At 41.0% G+C, this 19,039-nt stretch carries 17 protein-coding genes; 7 read left to right on the top strand and 10 right to left on the bottom strand.

Going from position 1 to position 19,039, the window contains the following annotated elements:
- Window positions 1-64 precede the first annotated feature (64 nt).
- A complete protein-coding gene (locus KXJ59_RS13360; RefSeq protein WP_295205551.1) occupies window positions 65-598 on the top strand; it encodes a PH domain-containing protein in 534 nt (177 codons plus the stop codon).
- Window positions 585-2,054 (top strand): PH domain-containing protein, encoded by a 1,470-nt coding sequence (locus KXJ59_RS13355; protein ID WP_295205548.1) that lies wholly within the window; start codon window positions 585-587, stop codon window positions 2,052-2,054. The genes KXJ59_RS13360 and KXJ59_RS13355 overlap by 14 nt, the downstream gene beginning before the upstream one ends.
- Before the next feature lies 1 nt (window position 2,055).
- Here KXJ59_RS13355 and mutL read toward each other — a convergent pair whose 3' ends face one another.
- A complete protein-coding gene (mutL, locus tag KXJ59_RS13350) occupies window positions 2,056-3,906 on the bottom strand; it encodes a DNA mismatch repair endonuclease MutL (protein WP_295205545.1) in 1,851 nt (616 codons plus the stop codon).
- Window positions 3,907-4,028: 122 nt separating this feature from the next.
- Here mutL and KXJ59_RS13345 point away from each other — a divergent pair, with 122 nt between their 5' ends.
- A complete protein-coding gene (locus KXJ59_RS13345; RefSeq protein WP_295205542.1) occupies window positions 4,029-5,750 on the top strand; it encodes a M3 family oligoendopeptidase in 1,722 nt (573 codons plus the stop codon).
- A 77-nt stretch (window positions 5,751-5,827) separates the two neighbouring features.
- Here KXJ59_RS13345 and ricT read toward each other — a convergent pair whose 3' ends face one another.
- The 5 genes from ricT to radA form a co-directional block, all read right to left on the bottom strand.
- Entirely contained in the window at window positions 5,828-7,189 is a 1,362-nt protein-coding gene (gene ricT / locus KXJ59_RS13340; RefSeq protein WP_295205539.1) for a regulatory iron-sulfur-containing complex subunit RicT, read from the bottom strand.
- Window positions 7,190-7,442: 253 nt separating this feature from the next.
- Window positions 7,443-8,642, bottom strand: a complete 1,200-nt coding sequence (locus KXJ59_RS13335) for a DNA polymerase III subunit delta' (RefSeq protein ID WP_295205537.1) — start codon at window positions 8,640-8,642, stop codon at window positions 7,443-7,445.
- A gap of 184 nt (window positions 8,643-8,826) precedes the next feature.
- Entirely contained in the window at window positions 8,827-9,357 is a 531-nt protein-coding gene (locus KXJ59_RS13330; protein ID WP_295205527.1) for a glutathione peroxidase, read from the bottom strand.
- 68 nt (window positions 9,358-9,425) lie between these two features.
- A complete protein-coding gene (locus tag KXJ59_RS13325; RefSeq protein WP_295205524.1) occupies window positions 9,426-10,115 on the bottom strand; it encodes a ComF family protein in 690 nt (229 codons plus the stop codon).
- Between the two features lie 90 nt (window positions 10,116-10,205).
- Window positions 10,206-11,579 carry a DNA repair protein RadA gene (gene radA, locus KXJ59_RS13320; protein WP_295205521.1) on the bottom strand — a complete coding sequence of 458 codons (1,374 nt, stop codon included), beginning with the start codon at window positions 11,577-11,579 and terminating at the stop codon, window positions 10,206-10,208.
- A gap of 465 nt (window positions 11,580-12,044) precedes the next feature.
- On the opposite strand from radA, the gene KXJ59_RS13315 reads away from it, so the two are divergent.
- A complete protein-coding gene (locus KXJ59_RS13315; RefSeq protein WP_295205518.1) occupies window positions 12,045-12,734 on the top strand; it encodes a zinc metallopeptidase in 690 nt (229 codons plus the stop codon).
- Window positions 12,735-12,781: 47 nt separating this feature from the next.
- Here the strand turns inward: KXJ59_RS13315 and KXJ59_RS13310 are convergent, their stop codons facing one another.
- The 4 genes from KXJ59_RS13310 to KXJ59_RS13300 form a co-directional block, all read right to left on the bottom strand.
- Window positions 12,782-14,332 carry an Rne/Rng family ribonuclease gene (locus tag KXJ59_RS13310; RefSeq protein WP_295205516.1) on the bottom strand — a complete coding sequence of 517 codons (1,551 nt, stop codon included), beginning with the start codon at window positions 14,330-14,332 and terminating at the stop codon, window positions 12,782-12,784.
- A gap of 201 nt (window positions 14,333-14,533) precedes the next feature.
- Window positions 14,534-14,629 carry an AURKAIP1/COX24 domain-containing protein gene (locus KXJ59_RS16030; RefSeq protein ID WP_225975540.1) on the bottom strand — a complete coding sequence of 32 codons (96 nt, stop codon included), beginning with the start codon at window positions 14,627-14,629 and terminating at the stop codon, window positions 14,534-14,536.
- 33 nt (window positions 14,630-14,662) lie between these two features.
- Window positions 14,663-15,514 carry a hypothetical protein gene (locus KXJ59_RS13305; protein ID WP_295205512.1) on the bottom strand — a complete coding sequence of 284 codons (852 nt, stop codon included), beginning with the start codon at window positions 15,512-15,514 and terminating at the stop codon, window positions 14,663-14,665.
- 22 nt (window positions 15,515-15,536) lie between these two features.
- On the bottom strand, window positions 15,537-15,827 hold the full coding sequence (locus KXJ59_RS13300; RefSeq protein ID WP_294991008.1) for an HU family DNA-binding protein: 291 nt from the start codon (window positions 15,825-15,827) through the stop codon (window positions 15,537-15,539).
- 216 nt (window positions 15,828-16,043) lie between these two features.
- Between KXJ59_RS13300 and mutY the strand changes: the two genes are divergently transcribed.
- The 3 genes from mutY to gldE all read left to right on the top strand — a co-directional run bounded on the left by mutY (window position 16,044) and on the right by gldE (window position 19,031).
- The gene (gene mutY, locus KXJ59_RS13295) at window positions 16,044-17,108 is read left to right on the top strand and encodes an A/G-specific adenine glycosylase (RefSeq protein ID WP_295205509.1); all 1,065 of its coding nucleotides are present in this window, start codon (window positions 16,044-16,046) and stop codon (window positions 17,106-17,108) included.
- 82 nt (window positions 17,109-17,190) lie between these two features.
- Window positions 17,191-17,622, top strand: coding sequence for a single-stranded DNA-binding protein (locus KXJ59_RS13290; protein WP_295205505.1), 432 nt, complete (start codon window positions 17,191-17,193; stop codon window positions 17,620-17,622).
- 74 nt (window positions 17,623-17,696) lie between these two features.
- A complete protein-coding gene (gene gldE, locus KXJ59_RS13285; protein ID WP_295205502.1) occupies window positions 17,697-19,031 on the top strand; it encodes a gliding motility-associated protein GldE in 1,335 nt (444 codons plus the stop codon).
- Window positions 19,032-19,039 lie beyond the last annotated feature (8 nt).

Here is a 19,039-nt window from a genome sequence, read left to right as displayed (position 1 = left end):
ATTTCTTGTTTGGTAAGATTCTGTTCTTTATTGCGACATATATGGAAATAGCTTATTTTTAAATATGTCGTTTTCTAACCTGCCCATTGATACAGAAGGGTTACCGGAAGTTCAGGCGGTGCCCTTCAAACCAATACACTCTGATTACCTGAAAGTATTAAGGATCAGCTGGTTCATCCTGTTTCTTATTGTATTAGGGGGTCTCTCAACCATTTTTATACTGACTAAGAAACTGCAAAATCCAGTAGCAATTTCTATTGCAGCGGGCATTTATGTTTTGTTATTGCTGACTACTGTTATTATTGGTACGGGCTCTTTCAGGCGAAAGCAGTATGCAGTCAGAGAAAAAGATATTTTGTATAAAACAGGATGGATCTTTCAAAACCTGCACATGGTTCCATTTAATCGTCTGCAGCATTGTGTGGTAAATATGGGACCGATAGAAAGAAGATTCGGGTTGGCAACACTTAGTTTATATACGGCGGCTTCTGAAGGGAAAGATATTACCATACACGGATTACTGCAAACAGAAGCCGAACAATTGAAAGAACTGGTAATCCAACAAATTCAGGCATTGAATACAGATGAAAACATTTGAAACACCCCAACGTCAATCACCGTTGGCACTGGTGATGATGTTTTTTAAAATTTTCCGCACTGTTATTACAGTTATCTGGCCTATACTGATTGGTTTACTGCTGGGGCAAAAAAAAGAAAACAGTGAATTAAAATGGCTGATTGCAGGCGGTGCTATACTACTCTTCATTTTAGTGCGTACGGTACTCGATTATCTGTATTTCCGTTTCAGTATTAAAGATGGGCAACTGGTGGTAAGAAAAGGATTCTTTTATAAAACAGCCATTACTGTTCCACTCGAAAGAATACAGGCCGTTCACCTGGAACAGAGTTTTCTCCATGCCGCAACACTTACACATAAACTCATTATCGATACCGCCGGAAAAGAAGGAGCTGAAGTAACCATTTATGCTATACCCAGCTCCGATGCAGTAGCCTTAAGAACCCTGATACTGAACAGGGTAGATGAAAAGGAAATAACAGCAGAAACAACGCCTGCAACAAAACTGGTAAGTAAGTTAGACCTGTCTGGCCTGTTGAAATTAAGTCTGTCGGCCAATCATATTGAAACCATCGCCATTGTAATGGCATTTCTGTTTAGCAGGTATGAAGATGTAAAGCCATTGATAAAAAATACACCACTGCTGAAAAATGTAATTTCTTATGGAGAAGCGGTTAAATATACCTGGCAATTGATTACTACTTTATTTTTTATTGTAACAATCATTACAATTATTATTTCCTGTATCCGCATATTCCTGCGTTTTTATAATTATACGGTGAGAATGGACAGGAAAGGATACTATATACGATGGGGGCTCTTGCAGGTGCGACAGAAAATGATTCCGTTTAAGAGGATACAGATGATTATGTGGAGAAGCAATTTTCTTCGCAGACTTATAGGTCTTGCATTACTCAACCTGAAAGTGGCTGGAACAGATGAAACAAAGAAGAAAGTATTAATTGAATTGCCGATTACTGACAAACAACAGATCAGGCAAATTGTTCCTGTATACCAGCCAGCATTACCTGCTGAAACCGGAACCATAGGGCAGAAAATACATCGATCATATGCTTATCGGAAAACCTTATTTGTTACACTCCCGGTACTATTAGTGGCTGCGGGTCTGGCAGCATTGGTCTGGCAATGGTATGCTTTGCTGGTATTTATCTGGCTGCCATATAGTTTGGGTTTACAACTATTGTATTGTCATAATTTCCGTTTCTGGGTAACGCGTGAAGGATTGCAACAATATAAAAGCACATGGGGAAGGGCAGAAGCTATTCTTAACTGGAAAAATATACAATATGTGCAGGTCAGACAATCGCTGTATCAAAAAAGAAAGGGGCTGGCAACATTAATCATTCATACAGCTGGAGGTAGGTTTGAACTGCCCTATATTAACCATAACGACAGTCTTCAGATTAGTAACTATGCGTTGTATCGAACAGAATCAAGCCAGCAAAAGTGGATGTAAATTATTTTCCAAACATCCTGTCAAGATAATCTTCCTTGAACTCAAGATAAGTGGGAGCTCCTGTGGGTGTAGTATTTGGACTGTCGCATGCAAATAATTCTTCTACCAGCACCAGCATTTCTTTTTGCGAAAGTGATTGTCCGGCTTTAATGGCCTGTTGACGTGCCATACAGCGAACAAGTTTTTCTCTTTTGCTGAATTTAATATCGGCACTGAAATGTTTGAACTGTTCGATCAGTAATTCAATTGCATGCTTTTCATTACCTGCTGTTATATCTGCAGGAATACCCTGTATCACAAAACTATTATTACCAAAAGGTTCTACCTGATAACCAATACTACTGAGGTCGGGTAAAAGATCAGTGAGCAGGGCCACATCTGCGGCGGGTAATTCAAGTGTTACCGGGAACAGACTTTTCTGAGTTGGCATTTGCTGTCCATGAGCAGCCACGCTGTATTTGTCATACAAAATCCTTTCATGGGCCAGTTGCTGGTGAACCAATATAAAACCACTGTTTGTTGATGCGATGATATAAGTGTTATGCAACTGCAGTAATGTTGTATCGGGTAATACCTGTATCGATTGCATACGAGCCACAGGTGTATGTAAAAGTAATCCGCTACTTTGGTCAACAGGGTTAACAGAAGTGCTTTCTTCTTTTTGTGTTTCAAAAAAACTTTTCCAGTGTTTTAACTCACCCTTATTTTCCCGTTCAATAAAATGTGCCTGGTTCTTTTGAGTGAAAGTCTGGTACAGGCTGGAAGAAGCAACGGCATCTTTCTTGTCGGTTGTAAAAGGTTTAGAAACTGCATCAAGTCCCTGTATATCTGCGTTCAGTGTAAAATCGAGAGAAGGCGCAATACTAAATTGGGCAAGGGCATGCTTTACGGCTGCCTGTACAAATGCGTAAATAATTTTCTCATCTTCAAATTTAATTTCCTGTTTCGTAGGGTGTACATTGATATCGACCTGAGACGGATCAAGGTCAATGAACAAAACATATCCGGGGAAACTGTCTTTAGGAATCATCTCATCAAAAGCACTATTCACAGCATGATTGAGGTAAGCACTTTTGATAAAACGGCTATTTACAAAAAAGTATTGGTCGCCCCTGGTCTTGCGGGCGGTTTCTGGCTTGCCTACAAAACCATAAATATTCATGTAGTCAGTTTTTTCTGCCACATGTACCAGTTTGGCATTATAGTTATTACCAAGTATCTGAACAATTCTTTGTTTGAGTGTGCCCGGTTCCAGGTGAAACACTTCCTGTCCGTTACTGGTAAGTGAAAAAAAGATATCAGGAAACGCCATCGAAACCCGGATGAACTCATCCATAATATGTCTGAGTTCGGCTGCATTGCTTTTGAGAAAATTTCTTCTGGCAGGCACATTGAAGAACAGGTTCTTCATACTGATACTGGTACCCACCGGGCAGGAACAGGCTTCCTGTTTACTGACTTTACTGTTTTCAATTTCAATATAGGTACCCAGTTCATCGGCGGCTCTCCGGGTTTTCATTTCTACCTGGGCCACTGCCGCTACAGAGGCGAGTGCTTCTCCGCGAAAACCCATGGTTTTTATTCGAAATAAATCTTCAATCTGCCTGATCTTACTGGTGGCATGACGTTCAAAAGCCATCCGGGCATCGGTGTCGCTCATCCCTTTGCCATTGTCTATTACCTGAACCATTGCTTTACCTGCATCAGATACAATGAGTTTTACCTCGGTTGCGCCTGCATCCACTGCATTCTCCAATAATTCTTTCACCGCACTGGCCGGTCGCTGAATCACTTCACCGGCTGCTATCTGGTTGGCAATATTATCTGGTAATAATTGTATGATATCGTTCACAAAAAGGCTTCTTTCGTTCAGTCTGCAAAAATACGATAAATGCTCCTGCCCTGAACTTTTGTAAAGTTTTAAAGCTTCTCAAAAGTTTTGCAGGTACTTTTGCCTTGTAAAAATTAAAGTATATGACCTTAAGTGCGGATATCAAAAAACTGGAGCGCCGGTTTGTGCCAAAAGACTTTGTAGTGACTACATGGGAGTCACTTGAACCTTTTTTCAAGGAACTGCTTAACCGTGAGATTAACAGCAAGGAAAACCTTGAACATTGGCTAAAAGATATGAGTGAAATAGAAGCGGTGGTAAGTGAAGACGCCTGCTGGAGACAGATACGTATGACCTGCGATACTACCGATTCCAAACTGGAAGAAGCTTTTACGTATTTCTGTATGGAAATACAACCCAAACTTCAGCCATATGCCGATCAGCTAAATCGAAAACTGATCGACAGCCCTTTTGCCACAGCACTCGATCAGGCCAAATATTTTACTTATCTGCGAAGTGTGAAAAAGAATATCGACCTGTTTCGTGAAGATAATATTCCCTTACAGGCCGAGCTGAGTGTTATGCAACAACAGTACGGAGCTATTGCCGGGAAAATGACAGTTGAGGTAGAAGGTCAGGAATACACCCTTCAGCAGGCTGCCAGGTTTCTCGAAAGTCATGATCGCTCTCTGCGTGAACAGGTGTATCGGAAAATACAGGAACGCAGGTTACAGGATAAAGATGCCATGCACGAGTTGTATAGTACACTGATTCAAAAAAGACATCAGGTAGCCAGAAATGCAGGATTTGAAAATTATCGGGATTATAAATTTGTGGAACTGGGCCGCTTTGATTATACCAAAGAAGACTGTTACCAGTTTCATGAAGCAGTGAAACTGCATGTACTTCCCCTGATTGAGAAAATTTATCAGCGTAAAAAACAAAAATTAGAACTCGATACCCTCCGGCCATGGGATACAGAGGCAGAGCCAGCCGGAATAGAACCTTTAAAACCCTTCACAGATGGTAATGACCTCTATGAAAAATCAGTAAGCTGTTTTGAACAACTGAATTCTTTTTTCGCAGATTGTCTAAGAAAAATGAAAGAGCTCGGACATTTTGACCTGGAGAGTAGAAAAGGAAAAGCTCCGGGAGGATATAATTGCCCACTTACAGAAAGCGGCGCCCCTTTTATTTTTATGAATGCAGCCGGACAAATGAGCGATGTTACTACAATGGTACACGAAGGTGGACATGCCATTCATTCTTTTCTGGCACATGAACTGGAGCTGAGTGCTTTTAAAGAATATCCGATGGAAATAGCAGAAGTGGCAAGCATGGCTATGGAACTGTTTAGCATGAACCACTGGCAGGCATTTTTCGAAAACGAAGAAGATTTAAAACGTGCCAAAGAACATCAGTTGGAAAGAACCATTACCATTTTTCCATGGATCGCTATTATCGACAAATTTCAACACTGGGTATATGAAAACCCGGCACATACAATAGCAGAGCGAACTAACAAATGGATGGAAATTTTACAGGAGTTTTCTACCAATAGTATTGATTATACCGGACTCGATATGTTCCGCGAAATTGGCTGGCAGCGGCAATTGCATTTATTTGAGGTGCCGTTCTATTATATTGAATATGGAATTGCACAATTAGGTGCTATTGGTTTGTGGATGCAGTACCAGGAAAATCCGCAAGGGGCACTCAAAAATTATGTAAATGCATTATCGTTAGGAGGAACACGAACCCTCCCCGAATTATATGCTGCAGCCGGTTTGAAGTTTGATCTTTCACCAGCACATATTAAAACCCTGATGGAGTTTACAGCTAAAGAAATGGAGAAGGTAGTATAAGCAACGTAAGAGAAATTAGCTGAATAAAATAAGGCTACTCATTATGGGTAGCCTTATTTTAATTTATATGGGAAGTTTTATTCCTGGGGTTTCGGTGCCTGATCACCACTTTGTTCCCGGTTACCTTGCGGTTTGTTTCTTGGGTCCCTGTTACCCTGAGGTCTTTGCCCTCCTTGTGGTCTGTTTCCATCTGGTCTTGGTCCCTGATTTCTGGGTCCTTGCTGTTGTGGCCGCTGACCCTGTTGCTGTGGCCTGTTTCCCTGCTCCCTGTTACCCTGAGGCCTTGGTGCTTGTTGCTGCTGCGGTCCGCCTCTTCTATCATTACGCTGCTGATCCTTTCTTCTTTTATCATTACGCTCCAGACTGCGCAGGCTAATTTGTCCAACCACATCAACAAAAGCAGGTTCCACTTCTTTGGGTTTACTGCTGGTTACTTCAACAGGCTGTAGCTCATCTACTTTTTGTCCCTGCTGGTTCAGTCTTTTTATTTCTTTTACACGTTGTATGGTAAGAGGGTAGTGTTTGGTATTATTGGGTAACACATACCACATTAGGTTTTTGAAAATATCTTTTTTAATCAGGTAGGCAGTTCCCATTACCGTATCTAATTGATCTGCGTAATCCGGAAAATGCTGTAATGCATCAAGATAAGTATCTAACTCATAATTCAGGCAACACTTTAAACGTCCGCACTGACCACTGAGTTTAGTCTGATTGATTGAAAGATTCTGGTAACGTGCAGCTGTGGTATTTACACTTTTAAAATCATGTAGCCAGGTACTGCAGCAGAGTTCGCGGCCACAACTGCCTATACCACCTACTTTAGCAGCTTCCTGGCGAATACCAATCTGACGCATTTCTACCTTAACCTTAAAATCGCCCGCATATTGTTTAATGAGTTCACGGAAATCAACCCGGTCATCGGCTGTATAAAAGAAAGTAGCTTTTTTGCCGTCGGCTTGTACCTCTACCTCACTCAGTTTCATCTGAAGGTTCAGTACACGGGCCATGGCGCGGCTGCGGGCAAGCATATCCTGTTCGCGCGATTTGCTGATGTGAAAACTTTCTATATCCCTTTCCGTACTACGGCGTAAAATCTTTTTTATTTCAGGGTTCGATTCCTCAACACCCTTTTTCTTCATCTGAATACGTACCAGCTCACCGGTAAGACTCACTTCTCCCACATCAAAACCACTTATACCTTCAACCGTTACATAATCGCCCTTCTCAAAAAATTGTAAAGTGCTGTTCCGGAAAAATTCTTTACGGCTTCCCTGTTTAAAACTTACTTCCACAATTTTGCAGGAACTCTCAGGATCACTGAAAGGGAGGTTCAGAAGCCAGTCATGTACATTGAGACGGTTACAGCCACCTGTGCTGCAACCACCATTGCTTTTACATCCGTTCGGTTTACCCGTGCCACAAGATCCACATCCCATATCTTACATACATTGATCAGGTTAATAACTGAATAGGGTAAAGATTATTGTGTAGAGGCTGCAGTAATGCTATGTGGCGCTGGTTGTGTCACTCACTTCAACGTTCCGATCGCTGATGATCAGTGTATTACGATGATGTATTCCGGTAACTACACATACGCCTTGCCATAATTATAATGAATAGCACTAAGCAATTACAAATCAACCTCTCAAATCTATCCCACATTTGTCTTCAATCCCGCCCAGAGCGGAACTATCCGTTCAAAATTAGGGTTTTGTTCTGAATGATGTGGTAGAGTTTCAAAGTAAGGGCCTGAAACAGCATTTTGGCATTGGCATTCCGTTCAATATAATAAGAGGCCCTGTCCAGTTCTTCAATAATTGCCTGTTGCTGGCTCACAGAAGCTATTTTGTTGAGTCTCACAGCAAAATCGCGTTCCTGGTCGCCTGCATGCACTTTTTCGTTACCCAAAACCCTGATTCTGATGCTGGTCTCGAGCAGGTGATTAAAATAGCGGAGAAATTGTTTCTGTTTCTCCCTGCCCAGTTCACTGATCTCAGCCGTAAACTTTATCTGAGCCAGTGGGCCACCCTTTAAAGTGGCGTTTAGCCAGTCGCGTAACAGACTTTGCCAGTCTTCTTCGGCATGTTGTAGTAATTGAAGCGCTTCCCGGTAATTACCTTCTGCAATAGCTGCTATCTGGCGGGCTGTTTCCGGACTGGCTTTAGCCCTGCCAATCAGTGCCTCTTCAATTTCCTGGTCATCGGGCATCGGAATTTTCACCAGCTGACAACGGCTCAGTATGGTGGGTAGAATCTGTTCATCATTTTCAGCCACCAATATGAAAAGCGTATTGGGTGGTGGCTCTTCTATGAGCTTAAGTAATTTATTGCCCTCTTTACCCAGGTATTCGGGCATCCATAAAACCAGCACTTTGTATTCGCTTTCAAAACTCTTCAGGCTCAGTTTATGAATGATATCATTGCACTCATGAGCTGTAATATTGCCCTGTTTATTTTCTGCACCAATAAACTGCAACCAGTCGTATACATTGCCGTAGGCATATTGCTGAATAAACTCACGCCATTCGCTGATATAATCAGTGCTGACGGGTTTATCACCCGGTTTCCGTGGAATAACAGGATAAGAAAAATGCAGATCGGGATGAATGAGTTGATCTGCTCTGCCAAATGAAGACTGATTGGCAATTTCATCTGGTCCGATATATGCGGGACCAGATTGCATGGGTGTAAATCCACCGAATAAATCAGCCACTGGTTCAGAAGCCGCAGGCTGACAAACTACCAGTTGTGCAAAAGCGAGCGCAAGGGGTAAAGCACCACTGCCTTCTTTACCAAGAAAGAGTAACGCATGGCTGAGACGGTTCTGTTGTACCATTTCTGCCAGGTGTTGTTTCACCGCCCGTTGCCCTATAATATCTTTAAACTGCATGAAGAAAACGAAAGTAAGATAACTGTAGGATTAAAGAAGTAGGTGTGGGGAAGTTTAGAAAGGATACCAGGTGTTGCTTACTTTTTTTGTTATTATATTTTCTTGCAATTGAAGTATTTTATGTGCACAAAAAATCCCGGTAGTAATTAACAACCGGGATTTTTCAATTTTGTATCTGGAAATGTTATTTTACAAATTTCAGAATATCCTCACTATCCGGAGTTACTTTACTTGGGAAATAAGCAATCATTTTACCGTTTTCATCAAGCAAAAACTTATTAAAGTTCCATTTAATTTCTGCATCAAGAACACCGTTTTTTGCTTTGCTGGTGAGCCATTGATAAATGGGTGCCATATCTTCACCTTTAACACTTACTTTGCTGGCCAGTGGAAATTTTACTCCATAATTCAATTTGCAGAACTCCTGAATATCACTATCTGTACTCAGCTCCTGGTTAAAATTACCTGCAGGAAAACCAACTACAACAAGCTTGTCTTTATATTCATCAGCCAGTTTTTGTAAAGCATTGTACTGAGGTGTGTAGCCACATTTTGAAGCGGTGTTTACAATCAGTATTTTTTTTCCTTTGAACTTGGAGAAATCAATTGTTCCCCCAGTAATGGATTTTACTTTGAAATTGTGAATACTACCGTCATCTGGTACATTAAAGGCCGACAGCAATACCACAGAAAGAATGGTTAACAAGTATTTCATGGTTCAGTTTTTTTTCAAATTAACAGCTAATTCAGCAAATTGTTCCGCATTTTAGGTGAACAGACAGCTTAAATGGTATAAGCTGCGGTGGCAATGCTTAACCTGACCCCCGGAACAGACAATATATACGAACCACAGGCTTCGAGGGTTGCCCCGGTAGTCATTACATCATCAACCAGTAAAATATGTTTGTTAATGAGCTTGTCAGGAAAGCGCACTTCAAATACACCTTCCATATTAAGCCACCGGGCTACCCGGTTTTGGGTGGTCTGGCTTTCGGTAAACTGTTTACGAACCACAGTGTTCACCTCAAGGGGTATACCGCATACCTCGCTGATACCCTTGCAGATAAGTTCGGCCTGGTTATAGCCTCTTTTGAACTGTTTCTTTGCATTCAGGGGCAGGGGTACCAGTAAATCAATATCTGTAAAACGACCTGAGGAAAGAATGGCGTGCCCCATCATGCGGCCAAGAAAGAGGCCGGCATTACGGTTGCCCCTGTATTTAAGTTGGAGCATCAGCCCCTGAACCAGTGAATTTTTGGTAAAATAATAGAGCGCCGCCGCCTTTTCTACCCTTAAACGGCCATAAAAAGCCTTTTCAACCGGGTTGCCAGCCTTCTCAAAAAAGCCGGTTTCGGGTAGCTGATGGATGCATCGGCTGCATAGTAAATGGCTCAGCCGTAAAAAATCGCTCCCGCAACCCAAACATTGATGAGGATAGAATAGCTGAAGAAAAGAATGAATAAGGTTGCGCATGGTTCGAAACTAAGAGGAAATATGAACGTATTTCCCGCAATTTTTTCGCAACCTTATTCAAGAAATGATCACTCAATTCATATTATACAATCACGAAAAAAGTTGCTGGTACACTTCATCGACCCTGCCTAAAGCCAGCACCTGAATTTTATAAGCCTGTGGATTGAAACTTTTCTTATTGTATTTGGAGACAAAGATTTTTTCGAAACCAAGTTTCTCTGCTTCGGCAATACGTTGTTCAATTTTATTTACTGCCCTTATCTCACCATTCAATCCAACTTCACCTGCAAAACAAACATGGGGTGGAAGTGGAACATCCTCATAAGAAGAGAGCAAAGCACAGATGACTGCCAGATCGATTGAGGGGTCTTCCACTTTTATACCTCCTGCAATATTTACAAAAACATCTTTTAGTCCGAACTGAAAACCGCCGCGTTTTTCGAGAACGGCAAGCAGTAATTGCAAACGTCTTAGATCGAAACCGGTTACCGTACGCTGCGGTGTTCCATACACACTTTGTGTAACCAATGCCTGTACCTCTATCAGTAAAGGACGCATACCTTCGAGTGTTGCAGCAATGGCACTGCCACTCAACTGATCTTCTCGCTGGGCAATAAGAATTTCTGATGGATTAGACACAACACGCATACCATCGCCTGTCATTTCATAAATACCCAATTCTGCGGTACTGCCAAAACGATTCTTGAGTGTCCGGAGAATCCGGTAGGCGTAATGACGATCGCCTTCGAACTGCAAAACCGTGTCTACCATGTGTTCCAGCACTTTTGGACCTGCAATGGCGCCGTCTTTGGTGATATGTCCGATAAGGAAAACAGGTGTATTGGTTTCTTTGGCAAATCGTTGAAATTCTCCGGCACATTCACGTATCTGTGAAACGGTACCAGCCGAAGAATCGATAATGTTTGACTGAAGTGTTTGAATTGAATCAACAATTACCAATTGCGGTTTCAGCTTTTTAATTTCCTGAAAAATGGTTTGGGTAGATGTTTCAGTAAGCAGGTAAAAATTTTCATTCTGAATCTTTAAACGATCGGCACGCATTTTTATCTGTTGTTCACTTTCCTCTCCGCTGATGTATAAAACAGTGAGTTGTTTCATCAGCAAACCATTTTGAAGGAAGAGGGTGCTCTTGCCAATTCCGGGTTCACCTGCTACCAGAATAATACTACCCGGTACAATACCGCCTCCCAGCACACGATCGAGTTCGGGATCCTGACTCCTGATTCTTTTTTCTTCTGTTGTAGTTACTTCACTCAGCGAAATCGTTTTTGCATTTCTTTTCTCCTGTTTATAATCATCCCATTTTTCCGGTGTTTTATTTCCTTTATCCAATACTTCTTCCGTGAAAGTATTCCATTGAGAACAAGACGGACATTTACCGATCCATTTCGCACTTTCATAACCACAGTTACTACAGAAAAAAGCAGTTTTTATTTTACTCATTTGCTAAAGGTAATGTTGATTTGATGAGTTCTTTTCATGAAAAAAATCATACACAACAGGAGAGAAAAAATTTGCGTGAAAACATTGCTTTTGAAACTAAAAAAAGTAGAAGAAAAAAAACAAAAAATCGCTGAAATGCAACACTGGCGGGCATGTAAAAGGGTCAACATTGCTGTTGACCCCGTTTACTTACTAACCCATTAAATTCTACCACTAAGTTACAAAACCGGGCCATATGGCAAAATAAATTTTACGGCTGTGCATAATTATTTAATATACGATTGTGTTCGTAAATGGCTTTAACATATTGTTAATCATAGCCGTCCGGCCAGTTGATACCCGGTGGGGAATTTTGTCATAAAAAGGGGGTCTTTTTGACAGGAAAAGGGTGCCGGGAGGAGGGAAAATGTCATTTTTGGGTTTGGTAAGCTATTTGCAGCCATTTAAGAAATTGTAACTATGGATATGTCTATCATTTTAGTATCCCTGATTTTCCTTGGAATCAGTTTTCTGGTATCCTCCAGACTAAAGGCCAAGTTTACACAGTATAGCCAGCTACCCATTTCAAATGGAATGAGCGGTAAAGAAATTGCCGAAAAAATGCTCCATGACAATGGAATATATGATGTAAAAATTGTATCTGTTGATGGGTTCCTGTCAGACCACTACAACCCAATGACTAAAACAGTGAATTTGAGCCCGGAAGTCTATAGTGGAACCAGCATTGCCTCAGCCGCCGTAGCGGCCCATGAATGTGGTCACGCTGTTCAACATGCCACTGCTTATAACTGGCTCATGATGCGAAGCCGCCTGGTACCTTTTGTTCAGTTCAGTAGTTCAATTGTGCAGTGGGTATTACTGGCAGGAGTAATATTGGTGAATACATTTCCCATGTTATTACTGGGAGGTATTATTTTATTTGGGTTGACCACATTATTTTCTGTGGTTACATTGCCTGTAGAGTTTGATGCCAGCAAGCGTGCACTGGCCTGGTTAGATAACAGGAATATATTGATTCAACGGGAGCAGGAAGGTGCTAAAGATGCACTTAAATGGGCTGCAATGACATATGTGGTAGCTGCTCTGGCATCAGTAGCTACACTTATTCAATATGTATTGATCTTTTTGAACGGATCATCGAGAAATGATGACTGAGGAATGGAAGATAGACCATGGTCCATGGACCATGGTCTATCTTCTAACTAAAATTTTATTTCTTCTTCTCTCTCATCAAAGAATTTGAATTCTGTGAGATGGTAATTGGTATTGGCCTGGGCTTTTAATTTTACCTTATGTTTCTTTTTCCATTTTTTAATAATGGATGAGAAAAAACCTTTGGTGAGGTAGGAATGAACGATCGGATGCACCACAATCGTAAGGTTCTTGTGTGAATGACTAACGAGGTAATGTAATTTCTTTTCAATCTCATCTTCCAGTAACAGCGTTGATGTAATTTTTCCGGTACCGTTACAGGCCGGACAATTTTCTGCTGTGTTTATATTTACTTCTGGACGCATTCGCTGACGCGTAATCTGTAGCAGGCCAAACTTCGAAATGGGTAATACCGAATGTTTGGCACGATCAGCTTTCATGAATTGCTCCATGGCTTCCTGAACCTTGCGTTTGTTATCGGGTAGTTTCATATCAATAAAATCTACCACAATGATTCCGCCAATATCACGCAGCCTTAACTGACGTGCAATTTCTTCTGCTGCTTCAAGATTGGTTTCAAGCGCATTGTCTTCCTGGTTATTACTTACACTCTTATAACCACTATTCACATCTATTACATGCAATGCTTCTGTATGTTCAATAATAAGGTAGGCGCCACTTGGCAGGTTTACTGTTTTGCCAAAAGAAGATTTAACCTGTTTTGTAACACCAAACTGATCGAATACAGGAAGACCGTTGTGATAGAGTGAAACAATATCTGTTTTATCCGGAGCAATTCTTTGAATGTATGATTGTGTAACCTGAAAGAGATTTTTATCATTAACTACTATTCGGTTGAAATCAACACTCAGCAAATCACGCAGAATACTGGTGGTCTTGGTTTCCTCACTCATGATTCTTACGGGGGCTACCGCACCTTTCAGGTTCTGTTGAATGGTTTTCCAGGTTTCTACCAGCGATAACATATCCTGATGAAGTTCAGCAGTGCTTTTACCTTCAGCCGCTGTTCGAACTATTACACCAAAATTTTTCGGGCGAATGGCTTCAACAATTTTATGCAGTCGCTTTCGCTCTTCTGAAGAATGAATTTTTTTGGATACGGCAACAATTTCATTAAAGGGTGTTACCACCACAAATCTTCCGGGTAAAGAGAGTTCACAACTCAGTCTCGGGCCTTTAGCAGCAATAGGTTCTTTTAAAATCTGAACGAGTACATGCGGTTTGCCATTTAATACTTCGTTGATTTTTCCTGTTTTTACAATTTCAGGTTCAGACTGAAAGCGGGCAAAATCGAAGGGCTGTTCACCTTTATCGCCCATGGCAATCTGGGTAAACTTGATGATGGAACGAGCATACGGACTCAGATCAGTATAATGCAGGAATGCATCTTTTTCGAAGCCTACATCTACGAATGCAGCGTTGAGTCCGGGTATAAGTTTTTTTACCTTACCCAGGTACAGATCGCCCACTGCAAAGTTGGCATCGGTTTTTTCATTGTGCAGCTCCACTAGTTTCTTATCTTCCAATAAGGCTATTTCCACGCCAGTTGGAGCGGCATTAATAATCAGTTCTTTGTTCACAAAGTGCAACTTTTAAATACAAAATCACCTACCGGTATTCGGTATATCAGCATCCACAACATCTGATGGAGCAGCCAGGGAAGGAAAAGGTAAAGTTGCGGGTCGGAAGGTAAGGCTGCTTCCAGATTAGTGTTAAACGGGTCCGGTCTTGCAAAAAATGGCCAGACCAGACCCGTTTTTTATTAAGGTCGGTAGAAGGAACTATTTGTTCTTCTTCTTATGACGATTCTTTCTCAGACGCTTTTTACGTTTGTGTGTAGCGATCTTATGACGCTTTCTCTTCTTACCACAAGGCATACCAAAGTAATTTTATACAGTTAAAAAATAAATTTATCGTTTCAATTCAGCTATTCTTTTTGAAAGCGCCTCTTTTGCTGCCGGCACCGGTACTTTTTCCTTCGCTATCTCATACCATTTTATGGCATTGGCTTTCTCGTTATGGATATCATAACATTCAGCCAGGTTAAAAATAGCATCCAGATTTTCCGGATCTTTCTTTACCACTATAAGAAAGCGTTCAATGGCTTTATCATATTGACCGCTTTTCTTTCCCCCCAAACCCAGCATCATCTGACCAAACAGGTTATCCGGATTTTTCTCTACCACCGATCTGATATTCATAATACCTTCCATCGGATTATCTGAAATATTTCCAAAAAGATAGCAGGCACCTAAACCAATTTTACTCGAATCGTTGGCAGGGTTAAGTATAAGAGCTTTATCAAAAAGAACTTTTGCTTGTTTGGCCAGCCAGTTTTGCATGGCAGGTTCACCCTCTGTCATTAGGTTATTTAAAAACAGATGGGCGGCAAAGGTGAGGTTTTTTTCAGAATTTTCCAACTTAGCAGCTTCTGCCGTGTACCAGGCATAGGGTTCGAAGATGCGCGCAGAGTCGGCCCAGAACCTGGCCAGCTGATGGTAAACATGTATTTGCTGCTCCTTAATATCGCCTCTGATAACGGCATTTTCCAGTGCACCGATACGCACTACCTGCTCCGGACTGATCTTTTCTTTGGCTTTTACCAGTAAGTCTTCGAATTTAATCGATTGATTTTCATGCGAATGTGAAGTATCGCCTTCTGTATGGACGTGCTTATCCGGTGCTACGGTTGGACTAACAAAATAGAGTAAGATAAATAGCAGGACGCCACCACCGGTTAACAGTAATTGTTGTTTTTTCACAAGTCGGAAAATTTCGGCGAAGTTAGTCCGACTTCCGCTTGCTTTTTACTTCACTCACAAATTCTTTTGCGGGTTTAAATGCAGGGATATAGTGTTCAGGAATTTCTACAGCAATATTCTTTTTAATATTACGTCCGATTTTGGCTGCACGTTTTTTCGTAATAAAGCTGCCAAAGCCGCGGATATAAATATTCTGGCCATTAGAAAGACTTTCTTTTACTTCTTTAAACATGGTTTCTAAGGTCACCAGCACATCCACTTTTGGGATACCCGTTTTATCGGAAATCTGGTTGATGAGGTCTGACTTTCTCATTGGAAATAGAATTTTTTGATGAATCAGACTTAAAATAAGATAAAAAAACTGGTATTTGCAAGGAAAGATTGTTTAAATTTTATAGACGTTACTGATTGATAGATAAATGGTTCAAAAATGTAATTCTAAAGCTACCACCCACACATATAAATTATTTGCATCATCTAATAACTTTATTTTCAGTCAAACATTGTTTTCAGAATCTTTGCTCAAGCCATGATCAGCCTATTTACCAAAAAAATAATACTGTGGAACCGGAGTCAAAACAGCCGTGAAATGCCATGGAAAGGCGAAAAAGATCCCTATCGTATCTGGTTAAGTGAAATAATTCTGCAGCAAACCCGGGTTGAACAGGGCTTGAATTATTATAACCGGTTTATTAAAAAATATCCTACTGTATTTAAATTGGCTGCAGCACCTGATCAGGAGGTTTTTAAGTTATGGGAGGGATTGGGGTATTATAACCGATGCCGTAACCTTTTATTTACTGCACGGGAAATTGTAGAGAAGTATAAGGGAATTTTTCCCCGGACTTATGATGATATTTTGCACTTAAAAGGTGTGGGGCCTTATACAGCTGCTGCCATTGCTTCTTTTGCCTATAACCTTCCCCATGCAGTGGTAGATGGAAATGTATTCAGGGTACTCTCACGTTTTTATGGAATTGATACGGCCATCGACAGCACTGCAGGTAAACAGGTATTTTCAGAACTGGCGCATCAGAAGCTGGATAAAAAATGGCCAGGTGAATATAACCAGGCCATTATGGATTTTGGCGCTACGGTTTGTAAACCTGCAGCACCTGCCTGTTCGCATTGCCCGCTTCAGGCAAATTGTTCGGCTTACCAGACGGGAATGGTAAACCGGCTACCCGTAAAAGAAAAAGTACTGACAAGAAAAAGCAGGTACTTCAATTATTTTGTTTTTGAGTGTGATAATAAAACCTGGGTACGACAGAGAACAGGTAAAGATATATGGCAGGATCTTTTTGAATTTTACCTGGTAGAAACTGGTAAATCTCAGCGATGGACGCCTGCGTCTGTAACCGACTGGTTACAGGAACAACTCAACATTCAGCATGTAACTATTCTTGAAATCTCCTCTCCTTTAATACAACAATTAACCCACCAGCAGATTAGTGGCTGCTTTATCAGGGTAGCATTGAAGAAAATTCCCTCTTCATTGTCATCATCTGGTCAATGGCAAACCCAAAAAGGACTATCCAGACTGGCCTTCCCTCGTTTGCTTACCCAATACTTGTCTGCAAAGGGTAAATCCTAAATTTTCAGTAGCTGTTCTTTTGTTGCTTAAAAAAAGTTATTTTTAAGAGTGATTAAACTGCGACGAACAAAAAATCTATTGTATGAGAGGTGTAAACAGAGTAATGCTGATCGGTAATCTCGGAAAAGACCCGGATGTACAACACCTGGAAGGCAATATTGCCGTAGCCAAATTTCCCCTGGCCACTACAGAAACGTATAAGGACAGATCCGGGAAACTGGTTTCTCAAACAGAATGGCATACGGTAGTATTATGGAGAGGATTGGCAGAACTGGCACAAAAATACCTGCATAAGGGAAGTTTGATTTATGTAGAAGGTCGTCTGCGAACACGTAGTTGGGAAGATAAGGAAGGAAATAAAAAATTCGCCACAGAAGTGGTGGGTGATAACCTGATTATGCTTGATAAACGTGGTGATGGCCATGCACCTAATGGCGGAAGTGAAGGATTGGAAGGCTATACTGGTGATGATGCCCCACCTCTGGCAGACCCCGGCGAATCTCTTCCATTTTGATTGTATGGAATTGATATTTTTGCGATGAAGTAAAGAGCAGCCTGGCTGCTGATTGTAAACTTAAACCACCCACTTTGGATCACCATCCGGCATTCGTCCAATTATTGCATACTTATTTTTTGTCGGCACTTCATCCCGAAGGCACAACAGTGCTGGTGATGATTTTACTGGTGTTGCTTTTTCTCTCTTTTGTACTCTCTGGCTCGGAAGTGGCTTTTTTTTCACTTACGTATAAAGACATCAACCTGCTTAAATCGAAGCAGCAGCCGGCATATAAACGTATTGTAGACCTGCTCGAAGAACCGAAAACTTTACTGGCATCCTTACTTATTGCCAATAGCTTTATCAATATCTCCATCATCATTATATCCAACCTGCTGATAGATAATATGTTCAACTTTGAACAGTTCAATGCCGGCTGGGTCGAATTTTTAATCAAAGTGTTGGCCGTAAGTTTTCTGCTGGTATTGTTTGGAGAAGTGATGCCGAAAGTATTGGCTACACAGAATAATATGCGTTTTGCAAAAGATTTTGGCGGCGTGGTGCAGGGCGTTGCTTATACGTTTGCAGGAATGAGTAAATGGCTGGTGAAATATTCTGATATCATCGAACGAAAACTCGCACACAAATCAGGAGGTTCTTATAGCCTTGAAGAACTTGATCATGCCATTGATCTTACAACCAATGAAACGGCGTCTGAAAACGAGAAGAATATTTTAAAGGGCATCATCAAGTTCAGTAATATTTCGGTAAAGCAAATCATGAAAACAAGGATGGATGTCAGCGGGGTAGAATATGGAACTTCATTTAATGAACTGGTATCAATGATCAGCGAGTTGAATTACAGCAGATTTCCTGTTTACAAAGAAGACCTTGATGAAGTAGCCGGCATGATTCACACAAAAGATTTACTGCCATATATTAATGAAGGCGATGGGTTTAACTGGCATAGTTTATTGCGAACAGCTTATTTCGTACATGAACAAAAACCGATTGAAGACCTTTTGCAGGAATTTCAGCAGAAACGAATTCATTTTGCTGTAGTGGTAGATGAATTTGGCGGAACGAGTGGTATTGTTACACTGGAAGACATTTTAGAAGAAGTAATCGGAGAAATAAAAGATGAATTTGATGAGGAGGATAACGGGTATAAAAAAATTGATGACAATAATTACATTTTTGAAGGCCGAACCATGATTCATGATGTTTGTAAAATCATGGATATTCCCGGTGATACTTTTGATGAGGTAAAAGGCGAAAGCGATTCACTTGCAGGATTGGTACTTGAAATAGCAGGTGATATTCCCAAACCCGCACAAGTGGTTATAACAGGCGATTTTGAATTTACTGTACTGGAAGTAGAGAAGAACAGGATTCAAAAAATTAAGGTTTCTATTAAACCCCGTTAAGCTGCTTA

Source organism: Sediminibacterium sp. (genome assembly GCF_019264485.1).
Lineage (GTDB): Bacteria > Bacteroidota > Bacteroidia > Chitinophagales > Chitinophagaceae > Sediminibacterium.
Note: the sequence above shows the minus strand (reverse complement) of the source record. Positions and strands in the feature narration are given on the sequence as shown.